A 14,523-nucleotide genomic window follows, 5' to 3' on the forward strand; every position below is an offset into this window, starting at 1 on the left:
AAAGCGCGGCCTGTATCCCGCACAACAACAATAAGGGGATCACACCATGCGTATCGAAGTGCTTGTCGACGTCAAGACCACCCTGGGCGAAGGCCCGGTGTGGGACGTCGAGCAACAACGCTTGTATTGGATCGACAGCGCCGACGGCCGCATCCTGCGCTGCACCGATGACGGCCGCGAACTACGCGCCTGGGAGGTGGGCCAGAAGATTGGCTCCATGGCCCTGCGCCACAACGGTGAGAGTGCAATCGTCGCCCTGCAAAACGGCGTGCACACCCTCGACCTCAACAGCGGCGAGCTCAACCTGGTCATCGACCCGGAGCCGCAGCTGCCCAACAACCGCCTCAACGACGGCAAGGTCGACCGCCAGGGCCGCTTCATCTTCGGTTCGATGGACACGCTGGAAGACAGCGCCAGCGCCAAACTCTACCGCCTGGACGCCGACCTGAGCCTGCACACCCTGGACGAAGGCATCATCGTGTCCAACGGCCCTTGCTGGAGCCCGTCGGGTGAAACCTTCTACTTCTGTGATACGTGGTCCGGCGAGATCTGGGCCTACGACTGTGACCTCGCGACGGGCAACGTGAGCAACCGCCGCACCTTCGCAAAGGTCGACACCTCCGGCGGTGGCGCCGCTGACGGCTGCACCGTGGACGCCGAAGGGTGCCTGTGGCAAGCCCTGGTCTACGCCGGAAAGCTGGTGCGCTACACCCCCGATGGCCAGGTCGACCGCATCATCCAGATGCCAGTGAAGAAGGTCACCAGCCTGACCTTCGGCGGGCCGAATCTCGACACCCTGTTTGTGACCTCCATGGCCAAGCCGCCGCTGCCGCGTTTCCCGGCAGACGGCCAGCAGCGCGGCGCGCTGTTCGCCATTACTGGGTTGGGCGTGCAAGGAATAGCCGAGCGACGGTTCGCCAGCTAGCGCGTTTTTTCAATAAGGCATATTCCTTCGCAACCTTGTGTCAGTGCGCGCCTTCGCGCGCCTGGAGAGGCCCATGGCAACTATAAAAAAAGCGTCGCTGCGCAGCATTCACCGGCACTCCTGGGTGTCGCTGCTGGTCTGTTGGATGATCTGGATCCTCAACGCTTACGACCGTGAGATCGTGTTGCGCCTGGGGCCGACCATCTCCAAGCATTTCGACTTGTCCGCCGACCAGTGGGGCACCGTGGCCACGGTGGTCATGCTCGCGCTCGCACTGTTGGATATCCCCGGCTCCATGTGGAGCGACCGTTATGGCGGCGGCTGGAAACGTGCGCGCTTCCAAGTGCCGTTGGTGCTGGGTTACACCGCGATTTCGTTTCTGTCCGGCTTCAAAGCCTTGAGCGGCAACCTCGCGACCTTTATTGCCCTGCGTGTCGGCGTCAACCTCGGCGCGGGTTGGGGCGAGCCGGTGGGCGTGAGCAACACCGCTGAATGGTGGCCGGTAGAGCGTCGCGGGTTTGCCCTGGGCGCGCACCACACCGGCTATCCGATTGGCGCGATGCTCAGCGGCATTGTCGCGAGTTTTGTCATCACCGTGTTTGGTGAGGAGAACTGGCGCTATGTGTTCTTCTTTGCCTTCGTGGTGGCGCTGCCGCTGATGATCTTCTGGGCGCGTTATTCGACGGCAGAGCGCATCACCGCGCTGTACGTCGACATCGCCGCCAAAGGCATGACCCCGCCGGACAACGCCCCCGCCAGCCAAGTCAAAGGCGAGGCCTGGCGTACGTTTATCGCCACCTTGCGCAACCGCAATATCGCCCTGACCGCCGGTAATACGATGCTCACGCAAGTGGTGTACATGGGCGTGAACATTGTGCTGCCGGCCTACCTTTACAACATCGCCGGGCTGTCGCTGGCGGAGTCGGCGGGGATGAGCGTGGTGTTCACCCTCACCGGGATTCTCGGGCAATTGGTGTGGCCGTCGCTGTCGGACATCATCGGCCGGCGCACCACTCTGATCATCTGCGGGCTGTGGATGGCGGCAAGTGTCGGCGCGTTCTACTTCGCCAATACGCTGACCTTGATCATCGTGGTGCAACTGCTGTTCGGCCTGGTAGCGAATGCGGTGTGGCCGATCTACTACGCCGTGGCCTGCGACTCTGCCGAGCCGTCGGCGACCTCCACCGCCAACGGCATCATCACCACCGCGATGTTTATCGGTGGCGGCCTGGCGCCGGTGCTGATGGGCAGCCTGATTGCCATGGGCGGCGGCTGGACCACGCTGCATGGCTACACCGTGTGCTTCTTCGTAATGGCTGGCTGCGCCCTCGGCGGTGCGCTGCTGCAGCTGTTTTCCCATCGCCCGCCGGCGTTGGCTGTTCAACTCGACTCCTAGAACAACACCGATGCGCCCCCCAGCCCGGCTGGCGGGGCGCCAAGAGGAATTGCCGATGACTATCGCCACCCCCGCCCGCGAGCCGCAGGCGTTGAACAAACTGATGTTCGTCAAGCTGATGCCCTTGCTGATCATCGCCTACATTTTGAGCTTCCTGGACCGCACCAACATTGCCTTGGCCAAGCATCACCTGGATGTCGACTTGGGCATCTCTGCCGCTGCATACGGATTGGGCGCGGGGCTGTTTTTCCTGACCTATGCGCTGTCGGAAATCCCCAGCAACTTGATCATGCACAAGGTCGGCGCGCGGTTCTGGATTGCCCGGATCATGGTGACCTGGGGCCTGATCTCGGCGGCCATGGCCTTTGTACAGGGCGAGACCTCGTTCTACGTGCTGCGCCTGTTGCTGGGCATTGCCGAAGCCGGTCTGTTTCCCGGTGTCATGCTCTACCTCACCTACTGGTTCAACCGTGAACAACGGGCGCGGGCCACCGGTTACTTCCTGCTCGGCGTGTGTTTTGCCAACATCATCGGCGGCCCGGTGGGCGCGGCGTTGATGCGCATGGACGGTCTGCTCGGCTGGCACGGCTGGCAGTGGATGTTCCTGCTCGAAGGTTTGCCGGCGGTGGCGTTTGCCTGGGTGGTCTGGCGCAAACTGCCGGATCGTCCGAGCAAGGCGCCATGGCTGTCGGCCGAGGAAGCGCGCGGGATCGAACAGCGCATCGCCCTGGAAACCGAAGAAGGCGCGGGCGAGGGCGGTCACTCGTTGAAAAACTGGCTGACCCCGCAAATCCTGCTGGCGATCTTTGTGTACTTTTGCCATCAGATCACCATCTATACGGTGATCTTTTTCCTGCCGAGCATCATCAGCAAATACGGCGAACTGAGCACCATGAGCGTCGGCCTGTTGACCTCATTGCCCTGGCTCGCGGCGGCGCTCGGCGCGGTATTGATTCCGCGTTTTGCCACCACGCCGGGGCGTTGCCGTCGCTTGTTGGTCACGGGGTTGCTGACCATGGCGTTGGGCCTGGGTATTGCTTCGATATCGGGGCCGGTGTTCAGTTTGCTGGGCTTTTGCCTGTCGGCGGTGATGTTCTTTGTGGTGCAGTCGATCATCTTTTTGTACCCAGCCTCGCGCCTCAAGGGTGTGGCGCTGGCGGGCGGGCTGGGTTTCGTCAACGCCTGTGGGCTGTTGGGCGGGTTTGTCGGGCCGTCGGTGATGGGGGCGATCGAGATGAGCACCGGCAATGCGATGAACGGCTTGAAAGTGATTGCGGTCGTGTTGGTGATCGCGGCATTGGCAGCCTTGCGTTTACGTCAGGGCCAGGAGCAGGCGCCCGCGCCACAGGCAATCATGAAACCAGCAACGAAATAGGAAAGCCCGACGCCAGCACCACATACGCCACCATCGCCGCCAGGCACAGACCGACAAACACTCGCAACAGTGTGCGGGCGGTGGGGTTGGCAATCAGCTGGATGACCCAGATACAAAACCCGGCCAATACAATGGCCGAGGCGAGAATGACCAGCACGGTAGTGTTCCTGCGACCTTGGAGAGCTGTTTTATAGCCGCAAAGCGGCTGGATGAACAGTGTGCACATAGACGCAGGCCCCCGCGCTTTCTAAACTGCGGCTTGTCTTGGGGAAAGGGGCAGGCGCCGATGAATCGCAATGAATTACGCAAGGCTGACATCAACCTGATGGTGGTGTTCGAAGCGCTGATGCTCGAGCGCAATGTCACGCGGGTGGCGGAGAAGCTGTTTCTCGGCCAGCCGACCATCAGTTCGGCCCTCAACCGCTTGCGCACCTTGTTCAATGACCCGCTGTTCATTCGTGTCGGCCATCGCATGGAGCCCACCGCGCGCGCCGAGGAAATCATCCAGCACCTGTCGCCGGCCCTGGACTCATTGTCATCGGCCCTGAGCCTGACCCACGATTTCGACCCGTCCATCAGCACCATGACTTTTCGCATCGGCCTGTCCGACGATGTCGAGTTCGGCCTGCTGCCACCGTTGCTGCGCGCCTTGCGCCAGGAAGCGCCGCAAGTGGTGTTTGTGGTGCAGCATGTGGACTACTGGCGCATTCCGGACCTGCTGGCCTCCGGTGATATCACCGTCGGCATCACCCAGACCCGTGGCTTGCCGGCGAATGCCAAGCGCAAGCTGCTGCGCCATATCCGCCCGCGTTTGCTGCGCGCCGATGCCTCCGACACACCGCTGACCCTCGATGAATATTGCTCACGGCCCCACGTGTTGGTGTCCCACACCGCCAACGTGTCGGGGTTTGCCGATGAGTGGCTGGCGGAAATCGGCCGCAAACGCCACGTGGTGTTGTCGGTGCCGCAATACAGCGCGCTGCCGGCGTTGCTCGCCGGCACCGACCTGATCGCCAGCCTGCCGGACTACACCGCCGAGGCCATGGCGGTGTCGGGCCACCTGTTCTGTGAGCCGTTCCCATTCGAGACGCCGACCCTGGATTTGTCCATGGTCTGGCTCAGTCATGTGGACACTGACCCGGCTGAGCGCTGGGTGCGTTCACGGCTTGAGGCGTTCATGAGTGATCGAGGGTTGGCGACCCAGGCCTGACTCGCGTGGTATACCTGCGAAACTTCCTACAAAAAATTTGGAGCCCTTCATGCCACACCTGCACCTGGAATACACCGCCAACCTGACAGGCCTGGCCGTCGAGAAAGTCCTGTTGCGGCTCAACAACGTGCTGATGGTGTCCGGCCAGTTCGGTTCCGAGTTCGATATCAAGAGTCGTGCGCTCAAGGTCGAGAGTTTCCAGGTCGGCACCTCTCTCGACCCGCGCGGGTTTGTCGCGTTGAAGCTTTCGCTGCTCAGCGGGCGGTCACCACAGGTCAAGAAGCAGTTGTCGGAAAGCTTGCTGGCGGCGTTGCAGGACGCGGGCGACTGGCCGGCGGATATACAGGTTCAACTGAGTGTCCTGTTGGTGGACATGGACCGCGATTCCTACAGCAAAGCCGTCATCGGCTGACACCGCAACGATGCCATCGGCGTAGGGGCGATCACAGCAATCCCTGGTCCGCGCAGACTTTTACAACCTGCTCACGAAACCAGGTATTGGCACTGTCCTGTCCACTGGTTTCATTCCACTGCATCTCCAGCGTGAACCCCGGCAAACCGTTGGGCGCCTCGCAATGGCCGAACACCGTCCCAGGCGCCAGCAGCTTTTGCACGCGGCGCGGCAGGGTGACGATAAAGTCGGTGCCGGTGATCATCTTCAGCGCCGCGCTGTAGCTGTTGGCGCGGGCGATCACTTGGCGCTTGTGCGCCTGGCGCGCCAGCCAGCCGTCGATCATGTTGGTGTCGGAGGTCCATGGCGTGGGGAATACATGGCGCCGCTCGACGAAGGATTGCAGGCTGAAGGCCGCTTCCCGCGGTGCCGAGCGTTTATCGAACACGCACACCAGATCGTCTTCGAGCAGCATCTGGGTGCGGAAGTCTTTATGGGCGCGGTGGAAGTTGGGGCCGAAACAGATCACCAGATCGAGACGGCCATCGCGTAGGTCGTCGGCGGGGATGTCGGTTTCCAGCTTTTGCACATTGACGATCACCGGCAGGTCGGCGCGGTCAAAGTGCTTCAACAGGCGCGGCAGGATCAACTGTTCGAAATATTCCGGCGCGCACACGTTGAAGGTCACGGCCTGCTGCGTCGGGTCGAAGGCCTGGCCACCGGCGTGGCACAGGTTGATGCTCTCGAGGATTTTCTGCACATGGCCGTACATGGTGGTGGCCTTGTACGTCGGCCGCATGCCCGCCCGTGTGTTGATAAACAGCTCGTCCTCGAAACTGGTGCGCAGCTTCTTCAGGCTGTAGCTCACGGTGGACTGGCTGACAAACAGCGTTTCGGACACCTCGGTAACGCTGCTCTGGTCATAGACGGCGATAAACACCATCAAGTCCTGCATATCGAGCTTTCTGAGCAAGTTACTGTTTAGCATCGGTTTCGTCCGTAAACCCGTTGTACCGAACTCAGTACAAGACAGCGCAAAAGCTTAACGGAACGGACGTGCCAATAGAAAGCGCTGTAGGGCGTTTCTATGTTTGGCGTGAGACAAATACTGTTTGCAACACGACCTCAGCGGATATGCCGCGCGTAATGCTTTGGGTTGAAGCGCGTGACGATCAGCAGCATCACTACAATGACCGCCGTCAACGACCACCAGGCCCATTCGAAGCTGCCCAGTTGATCGCGGATCATCCCCGCGATCAGCGGCGACAGCCCGGCAATCAAGTAGCCGATACCTTGCACAAACGCGGTGAGGCCACCGGCGCGGCGGGGGTTGTCCAGGTGGTCGAGGGACAGGATCAAGCTCATCGGGAACAGACCGCCAATGCCCAGGCCGAGCAGGCAGGGCCACAGCAGGCTCAGGTATTGCGGGCTGAGAATCAAACCGCAGAAACCGAGGATGATCAGCACCAGCAGCACCGCAACCACACCGCGTTTATCCCGGCGACGGTTGGCGATGGCGGGGGTGATCAAGCCGGACACCACTTCCATTGCCGTCAAAAAGCCCAGCAGCAAACCAGCGTTCTGTTCGCTCCAGCCTTGCTCCACGTAGTACGGCGCGAGCCAGGCGAGTACGCAGGTGTAGGACGCGGTGCCAAGGCCGAAAAAGACGGCCAGCAACCAGGCCCGGACGTTACCGAAAAATGATTCCTGCGGGCCGGCGGACGCTTGCGGCAACGGCGGCAGCACCGAGCGCTGTGCAAACCAGAATGCCAGCGCCAGTACTGCGAGCACTGCCCAGATTGCCAGGCCGATGCGCCAACTGCCGGTCTGCACTTGCACGAACGGCGCAAACGATGCCGCCAACGCGGCACCCCCCATGATCGCGGTGACGTACAGGCCCATGAACAGCGAGACGTTATCGCTGAATCGCGACTTGATCAGCGCTGGCATCAACGCTTGGATCATCGCAATGCCCACTCCGGCTGCGATGGCGCTGATGATCAACTCCAGCGCCGAATCCAGGAACAACCGCGACAGCGTGGCCACGCCAATCACCAGCAGCGACAGCACAATGCTGCGGTGCTCGCCAAAACGCTTGGCCACGGCCATGCCAAAGAACATCGCCAAACCCATGGCCATCACCGGCAACATGGTCAGCAACGCCGCGCTGCTGAAACTCAACGGCACGTCGCCGCGAATCGATGACAACAATGGGCCCACGGCGGCCATTGATGGCCGCAGGTTAAGGGCGACCAACACGACACTGATCATCAGCCAGAGGGCGGTGGTGGGTTTTGTTTGAACGGTTTCCATGGGAGGGCCTTGAGTGAGCAAGGGCGAATCAGGCCATGGGTGGGAGAAGGGCGGCAAATGAGAAAGTCGCAGGGGCTATCTAAAAATTGCATTCAACTGACACACCAAAAATCAAAAATGTGGGATCTTCGGTGTTAGTTGGACCGGATCACATGCTTGATCTCCTGAAACGCCGCCAACCCCCACGGCCCTAGCTCGCGGCCGATGCTGCTCTGCTTGTAACCGCCCCACGCCGCTTGCGCAAAGATCACTTGCGGCGCGTTGATCCACACCAGCCCGGCCTGCAAGGCATTCGCCACGCGCTCGGCGGTTTCGTTGTCACGGCTGACCACGCTTGCCACCAAGCCGAAATCGCTGTCGTTGGCCAGGGCAATTGCCTCGTCCTCAGTTGCGAACCGTCGTACACACAGCACCGGGCCGAAGATCTCTTCATTCCACAACGCGCTGTCCAGTGGCACATCGGTGAACACAGTCGGGCGAATGAAAAAGCCCTTCGGCAAATCCGCCGGCCGTGCACCGCCACACAGCAATCGCGCGCCATCCTCAACGCCACGCTGTATGTGCCCCAGCACACGTTGATACTGCACACGGTTGATCAGCGCGCCCATTTCCACCTCATCGGAAAAAGGGTCAGCCACACGGATTCCTTCAACACGTTTGTGCAACCGTTGCAGGAATGCATCCGCCAGGCTGTCAGCGACCAGCACACGACTGGTGGCGGAACACATCTGCCCGGCGTTGAAAAATCCACCGCCACAGGCCAGCTCCACCGCCAGGTCCAGGTCGGCGTCCGCCAGCACCACCAGTGAAGATTTACCGCCCAATTCCAGGCTCACACCCTTGATGGTTTCAGCCGCGCGCTGCATCACCTGCACGCCGACTGCATTGCTGCCGGTGAAGGATATTTTCGCCACCCGTGGATCCGCCGCCAACGGCGCCCCGACCGCCAAGCCCGTGCCACACACCAGGTTAAACACCCCGGCCGGGAGCCCCGATTCAGCGATTATTCGCGCCAGTTGCAGCTCTGCCAATGGCGTCACTTCTGACGGCTTGAGCACCACGCAGCAACCCGCCGCCAGTGCCGGGGCGAGTTTCCAGGCAGTGGTCACCATCGGGAAGTTCCACGGCACGATCAGCCCCACCACGCCACAAGGTTCACGGCGCAGGCGAGCGCTGAAGTCAGCGCTGGGCAGGTCCACCGGGCAATCCTGGCCGGCGTCCATCGCTTCGGCCACGCCGGCGTAGTACTCGAACGTGGCGATCACGTCGTCCACATCAATCGCGGCTTCAAACAGCGGTTTGCCGTTGTTGCTCGACTGCAGGTGCATCAGCAGTTCGCGCTGCTCGCTCACCCCTCGGGCGATTTTGCGCAGCAGGGCGGCGCGATCACGGCCGGTGCTTTTCGACCAGTCACTGAAGGCCGCGCTGGCCGCGTCGACCGCTTGTGTCACGGCCAGCGCATCGCCCACGCTCACCTGGGCCAACATCGCTTCGGTGGCCGGATTGATTACTTCCAGCACGGTATGGCCGGCACGCCACGCACCACCGACATACACACCGTTCAATACCGTGCTCATAGCGCCAACTCCGTCATCCAAAGGCCCTGGTCGATTTCAATCAGTGTCGGCCCCGGGCGATCAACTGCGGCGCGTAGTGCCACGCGTAACGACTCAACACCCTTAATACTTTCGGCCGCGCAGCCCAGCGCCTTGGCGACGCCGATGAAGTCCGGGGTGTAGATGTCCACACCGACCGGTTCGATCGCCCGGTTGACCATGTATTTCTTGATCTCTTCATAGCCGTGGTTATTCCACAGCAGCACGATGATCGGCACGCGTGCTTCCACCGCGCTGGCGAGTTCCGGCAGGGTGAATTGCAGGCCGCCGTCGCCGATCAGGCAGACCACCGGCTGCCCGTCGCCACGCCCCAGCCAGGCGCCGATGGCGGCGGGCAGGGCGTAGCCCAGGGTGCCGTAGCCGGTGGACGAGTTGAACCAGCGGCGCGGGTGGTCGAGGTTCAAGGTGAGGTTGCCGCTGTACACCGGTTGGGTGGAGTCGCCCACTATGACGGCGTTGGGCAATGCCGCCAGGACGGTGTTGAGGAACAGGGTTTGCGCGCGGGTGGCGGCGTCCCAAGTGGGGGTCAGTTCGGCCCACAAGCGGGCGACGCGGTGAGCGCCCCACGTGCTGTTGCGTGGCGGCAATGGCTGGCGGTCCAGTTCGGCCAACAAGGCGTCGGCGGCGATTTGTGCATCGGCGACCAGCGCCACTTGCGGGGGGGAGTTGCGCACGGTCTGGTCCGGGTCGATGTCGATGCGCAGCAAAGCGCCCGGAATCTCGAAGCCGCCGGCGAAAGTGACGTCGTAGTCGGTCTCCGCCAGCTCTGTTCCGATAGCCAGCACCACGTCCGCTTCGGCCACCAACGCGCGGGTGGCGACCAGGGTTTGGGTCGAGCCGATCAGCAGCGGGTGATGGGCGGGCAGCATGCCTTTGGCGTTGATGGTCAGGGCCACCGGCGCGCCGAGCGCCTCGGCCAGTCGCGTCAGTTCTGGCGCCGCGTCAATGGCGCCGCCACCTGCCAGGATCAGTGGCTTCCTGGCTGCCGCGAGCAACTGGCTCATCTGCTTCACCGCCGATGGCGCCGCGCCGGCACGGGCCACGCTGACCGGCTCAGTGCCCAGCAGCGCGTCGGCATTTTCCACCAGCACATCCAGCGGGATTTCGATATGCACCGGGCGCGGCCGCCCGGCCTGGAACACTGCAAAGGCCCGCGCCAACACGCCGGGCAACTCCGCCGCCGACATCAAGGTGTGCGAGAACGCCGCCACGCCGGCCATCATTGCTGCTTGGTTCGGCAGCTCATGCAGCTTGCCGCGCCCGCCACCCAACTGGCTGCGCGACTGCACGCTGGAGATCACCAGCATGGGGATCGAGTCAGCATAGGCCTGGCCCATGGCGGTGGTGATATTGGTCATGCCGGGGCCGGTGATGATGAAGCACACGCCGGGCTTGCCGCGGGTGCGCGCATAACCGTCGGCCATGAACCCGGCGCCCTGTTCGTGGCGCGGGGTGACGTGGCGGATGCTGGAACTGGCCAGGCCGCGATACAACTCCACCGTGTGTACGCCGGGGATGCCAAATACCTGATCCACGCCGTAGCCTTCCAGGAGGTTGACCAATACTTCGCCGCAGGTGGCCATAAATGTCGCTCTTATTGTTGAGATAAGGCGGTATTGGACCGGCTGGCCGGTAGCGGCAACAATCGATAAAAAGTCATACTAGCCATGTTCTCACGTCATGGCTCAGCCCTTATGAAGCGCCTTCCGCCGCTGCCCGCGCTGCACACCTTCTGGGTCACGGCCCAGTGCTGCAACTTCACCCGTGCTGCCGAGCAATTGCACATCACCCAGGGCGCAGTGAGCCGGCAGATCGCCGGGCTGGAAAGCCATTTGGGCTACGCGCTGTTCCGACGCCAGGCGCGCGGCTTGAGCCTGACCGAAGAAGGCCGTGAATGGTCACTGCGCGCCCAGCAAGTGTTTGGCCTGATCGGCGAGGCGGTGGAGCAGATCGGCAGCCGCCGCCAGACCCTGCAGCTCAAAGCGTCCACCTGCGTGATGCGCTGGTTGCTGCCGCGCCTGATGCAGTGGCAAAAGGAGCGCCCGGACGTGCCGGTGGAACTCACGACCACCGTGGCCTACACCGTGGACTTTCGTCGCGAGCAATTCGATGCGGCGGTGATCTATGCGCCCATCGCCGAGCAGTCGGCCGAGGCGCGGCACTTGTTCGATGAACAGCTCACGCCCGTCTGTGCGCCGGCGTTGCTGGATGTTTTGCACACGCCCGCAGACTTGCAGCAACAGGTACTGCTGCACCCCACCCGGGACGAGCGGGATTGGGCGTTGTGGCTTTCGGCTGCGAACACGCAGTTGAGCAATTTGAGCCAGGGGCATCATTTTGAAACGCTGGACTTGGCGATGACGGTGGCGTCCCAAGGTTCCGGCGTGGCGATTGGCGACAGTGCGTTGATTGGCGAGGATGTGAAGGCAGGACGGTTGGTGATGCCGTTTGAACTGCAGGTGCCGACGGGGATGGGGTATTACCTGGTGTATCCGCCGGGGACGGCGCCGTCAGCCGGGCTTGAAGCCCTGATGAACTGGTTAGTGAGCCAGGCGCAATATCCGGAACACTGAAGATCACAATGTGGGAGCTGGCTTGCCTGCGATAGCGGTCGATCAGTCAGTACATCATTGACTGACACACCGCTATCGCAGGCAAGCCAGCTCCCACAGTTTTAAACCGCGTTGGGTCAGTAGCCCACGGTGAAGCGCTGGCGGGAGTGCTTTGGTGCTTCGACTTCGTCGATCAAGGCGATGGCATAGTCGGCGAAACTGATCCAACTACGCCCCTCACTGCTCACCAGCAAATCATCCTGGCCTACACGGAATTTACCGGTGCGTTCGGTCTCAACGAACTCCGCCGATGGCGACAGGAAGGTCCAATCCAGTTCCTTCTCCTGACGCAGCGCATCGAGAAACGCGGCCCCCGCACTGGCCTCGGCTTTGTACTCTGCCGGGAAGCCTTCGCTGTCGATCACCCGACCGCCACCCGGCAGTAACAGCGAACCGGCACCGCCCACCACCAGCAGGCGTTGCACCCTGGCTTTTTTCACCGGCCCGATCACGGCGCTGGCGGGCAGGGTGGCGAAGTGTGCGGCGCTGATTACCACATCGCTGCCGCTGACGGCGTGTTGCAGGGCGTCTGCGTCCAGCGCATCAACCTGTTTGACGGTGACGCCAGGGCGAACGGCCAGCTTGTCGGTATTACGTGCAATGGCTACAACGCTATGCCCACGGCGCAGTGCTTCTTCCAGCAGTTGGCTACCGGCACGGCCAGTGGCCCCAATGATTGCAATCTTGCTCATGACGTTCTCCAGTACGGTTAAGGTTTGAAACGCTTCACCACTTCATTTCGCCCTTGGCGACTTTGGCGCTCAGTTCCAGCGAGCTTTCGTCGGCGAGGGTCGGGTAACGTTTTTTCATGGCCGCGATCAGGGCAGCGGAATCCTTGGCCTTGGCGGTCTCGGCGTCAAAGGCCTTGATGTAGTTGGCGGTAAAGGCCACCGATTTCAGCGACGGTGTGCCCAGGTAGTGGCCTGGAACCACGGTGCGAGGTTTGAGCTGTTCGATGCGTTGCAAAGTGGCGAGCCAATCTTTGTGGGATTGCGCGCTCTGGGTGTCGGCCATCCACAGGTGGATGTTTTCAGCGACGACCACACCACCGACCACGGCCTTGATCGACGGGATCCACACAAAGCTGCGATCCGGCTGCGGGCCATCCAGGCCGATGACATCCAGTTGTTGGCCTTCGAGGCTCAAGCTGTGGCCTTCAAGCACCTGCGGCACGATGGTTTTGGCCGGCTTGTCGGCGCCCATTTTCGGGCCCCAGAACTCAAGTTTGCCGGCAACAGTCGCCTTGATATGGTCGACCACCGGTTGCGCTGCCAGCACCTTGGCGTCGGGGAACGCGGCGGTGAGGGTATCGAGGCCGAAGTAGTAGTCCGGGTCGCCATGGCTGATGTAGATGGTGGTGAGGTGTTTGCCGCTGGCGCGGATCTTTTGCACCAACTGCTCGGCCTGGCCCTTGCCGAATTGAGCGTCCACCAGGATGGCGTCCTTGGCGCCGCTGACCAGCACCGAGCTGACCGGGAAGATTGCGGCTTCGCCAGGGTTGTACACGTCCAGCGTCAGGTCGGCGGCAGCCGCATGGGCGGCGAAGGCCAGGGCGGCGGTGGCCAGGGTCAGGCGCTTGAAGGTTGAGAACATCGGGCAGCTCCAGCATGGGTAGGGGACGCACAGAGCTTAGTTGCACAAAACCAGACTAAAAATGCGATGCTGGGACATAGTTTGTTTCTAAAATCGGGCAAATCATGGATCGTCTTCAAGCAATGCGCGTGTTTGTCACGGTGGTGGACCTGGGTAGCCAGTCTGCCGCCGCCGACCATCTGGACCTGTCGCGGCCGGTGGTGTCACGCTACCTGGCCGAGCTGGAAGACTGGGTCGGCGCACGTTTGCTGCACCGCACCACGCGCAAGCTCAGCCTTACGGCGGCCGGCAGTGAAACCCTGCCGCGCTGTCGGCAAATGCTGGAACTGTGCGGCGATATGCAGGCCGCCGTCAGCGAGCCCGACGACGCGCCCCGTGGCCTGCTGCGCCTGAGTGTCAGTACGTCTTTCGGCCAGGCGCAATTGGCGCAGGCCATCGCCGAGTACGTCAAGCGCTACCCGCTGGTGACGGTTGACCTGCAGATGCTCGACCGCACGGTGAACCTGGTGGATGAGCGTATCGACCTGGCCATCCGCACCAGCAATGACCTGGACCCCAACCTTATCGCCCGGCGGCTTACGGTGTGTCGCTCAGTGGTCTGCGCCACGCCGGCTTATCTGCTGGAGCATCCGGCCCCGCAGAAAGTCGAAGACCTGGCCGGGCACAACTGCCTCACCCACTCTTATTTCGGTAAAAGCCTGTGGCATTTCGAAGAGCGTGGCGAGCACGTCTCGGTGCCCATCAACGGCAATATCACTTCCAACGAGGCCAGCACTTTGTTGCGCGTGACGCTGGCCGGGGCAGGGGTGTCGATGCTGCCCAGTTACCAGGCCGGCGACTACATCCGTCGCGGTGAACTGGTGCGCCTGCTGCCCGATGCCGAGCCTCGCCGGATGAACATTTACGCGGTATACGCCTCGCGCAAGCACATGCCATCGGCGCTGCGCAGCCTGTTGGATTTCCTGGTGCTGCGGTTCCCGGAAGAGCCCGCATGGGATGCGGGTCTCTAGGTCGACATAAACGTGTTGAATGTCGCCCGATAATGGCAACTCGCGCGCGTTGACCTATGCTTTGGAGAGCACCGTGTAGATC

14 protein-coding genes are annotated in these 14,523 nt (G+C 62.1%); 7 read left to right on the top strand and 7 right to left on the bottom strand.

Annotated elements, in window-relative coordinates; all coding sequences use genetic code 11:
• Nucleotides 1–46 precede the first annotated feature (46 nt).
• From JBO08_RS03885 to JBO08_RS03895, 3 genes are all read left to right on the top strand, one after another.
• Entirely contained in the window at nt 47–925 is an 879-nt protein-coding gene (locus JBO08_RS03885; RefSeq protein ID WP_065946166.1) for an SMP-30/gluconolactonase/LRE family protein, read from the top strand.
• Nucleotides 926–998: 73 nt separating this feature from the next.
• Nucleotides 999–2,321, top strand: a complete 1,323-nt coding sequence (locus JBO08_RS03890) for an MFS transporter (RefSeq protein ID WP_065882120.1) — start codon at nt 999–1,001, stop codon at nt 2,319–2,321.
• 55 nt (nt 2,322–2,376) lie between these two features.
• Nucleotides 2,377–3,696, top strand: coding sequence for an MFS transporter (locus JBO08_RS03895; protein WP_220074520.1), 1,320 nt, complete (start codon nt 2,377–2,379; stop codon nt 3,694–3,696).
• Here the strand turns inward: JBO08_RS03895 and JBO08_RS03900 are convergent.
• The gene (locus tag JBO08_RS03900; protein ID WP_049709480.1) at nt 3,674–3,853 is read right to left on the bottom strand and encodes a hypothetical protein; all 180 of its coding nucleotides are present in this window, start codon (nt 3,851–3,853) and stop codon (nt 3,674–3,676) included. The two genes, JBO08_RS03895 and JBO08_RS03900, sit on opposite strands and share 23 nt — an antisense overlap.
• 129 nt (nt 3,854–3,982) lie before the next feature.
• On the opposite strand from JBO08_RS03900, the gene JBO08_RS03905 reads away from it, so the two are divergent.
• Both JBO08_RS03905 and JBO08_RS03910 read left to right on the top strand, forming a co-directional pair.
• The gene (locus tag JBO08_RS03905; RefSeq protein ID WP_065874789.1) at nt 3,983–4,906 is read left to right on the top strand and encodes a LysR substrate-binding domain-containing protein; all 924 of its coding nucleotides are present in this window, start codon (nt 3,983–3,985) and stop codon (nt 4,904–4,906) included.
• Nucleotides 4,907–4,955: 49 nt separating this feature from the next.
• Nucleotides 4,956–5,318 (top strand): 5-carboxymethyl-2-hydroxymuconate Delta-isomerase, encoded by a 363-nt coding sequence (locus tag JBO08_RS03910; RefSeq protein ID WP_065874790.1) that lies wholly within the window; start codon nt 4,956–4,958, stop codon nt 5,316–5,318.
• Between the two features lie 31 nt (nt 5,319–5,349).
• On the opposite strand, the gene JBO08_RS03915 is transcribed toward JBO08_RS03910, so the two are convergent.
• From JBO08_RS03915 to JBO08_RS03930, 4 genes are all read right to left on the bottom strand, one after another.
• Nucleotides 5,350–6,285: a LysR family transcriptional regulator gene (locus JBO08_RS03915; RefSeq protein WP_220074519.1), complete on the bottom strand. Its 936-nt coding sequence runs from the start codon at nt 6,283–6,285 to the stop codon at nt 5,350–5,352.
• 137 nt (nt 6,286–6,422) lie between these two features.
• Nucleotides 6,423–7,610 (bottom strand): cyanate transporter, encoded by a 1,188-nt coding sequence (locus JBO08_RS03920; protein ID WP_065882121.1) that lies wholly within the window; start codon nt 7,608–7,610, stop codon nt 6,423–6,425.
• Nucleotides 7,611–7,744: 134 nt separating this feature from the next.
• Nucleotides 7,745–9,187, bottom strand: a complete 1,443-nt coding sequence (locus JBO08_RS03925) for an aldehyde dehydrogenase family protein (RefSeq protein ID WP_065874793.1) — start codon at nt 9,185–9,187, stop codon at nt 7,745–7,747.
• Nucleotides 9,184–10,809, bottom strand: a complete 1,626-nt coding sequence (locus JBO08_RS03930) for a 5-guanidino-2-oxopentanoate decarboxylase (protein ID WP_220074518.1) — start codon at nt 10,807–10,809, stop codon at nt 9,184–9,186. Before JBO08_RS03930 ends, JBO08_RS03925 begins: the two co-directional genes overlap by 4 nt.
• Before the next feature lie 111 nt (nt 10,810–10,920).
• On the opposite strand from JBO08_RS03930, the gene JBO08_RS03935 reads away from it, so the two are divergent.
• A complete protein-coding gene (locus tag JBO08_RS03935) occupies nt 10,921–11,799 on the top strand; it encodes a LysR substrate-binding domain-containing protein (RefSeq protein ID WP_065890373.1) in 879 nt (292 codons plus the stop codon).
• Between the two features lie 116 nt (nt 11,800–11,915).
• Here JBO08_RS03935 and JBO08_RS03940 read toward each other — a convergent pair whose 3' ends face one another.
• Together JBO08_RS03940 and JBO08_RS03945 are read right to left on the bottom strand one after the other, a co-directional pair.
• A complete protein-coding gene (locus JBO08_RS03940; protein WP_220074517.1) occupies nt 11,916–12,530 on the bottom strand; it encodes an NAD(P)-dependent oxidoreductase in 615 nt (204 codons plus the stop codon).
• Nucleotides 12,531–12,564: 34 nt separating this feature from the next.
• Nucleotides 12,565–13,431, bottom strand: coding sequence for an MBL fold metallo-hydrolase (locus JBO08_RS03945; protein WP_065890375.1), 867 nt, complete (start codon nt 13,429–13,431; stop codon nt 12,565–12,567).
• A gap of 104 nt (nt 13,432–13,535) precedes the next feature.
• On the opposite strand from JBO08_RS03945, the gene JBO08_RS03950 reads away from it, so the two are divergent.
• The gene (locus JBO08_RS03950; protein WP_065874798.1) at nt 13,536–14,441 is read left to right on the top strand and encodes a LysR family transcriptional regulator; all 906 of its coding nucleotides are present in this window, start codon (nt 13,536–13,538) and stop codon (nt 14,439–14,441) included.
• Nucleotides 14,442–14,523 lie beyond the last annotated feature (82 nt).

It is taken from the genome of Pseudomonas sp. LAP_36, assembly GCF_019456785.1.
Lineage (GTDB): Bacteria > Pseudomonadota > Gammaproteobacteria > Pseudomonadales > Pseudomonadaceae > Aquipseudomonas > Aquipseudomonas tritici.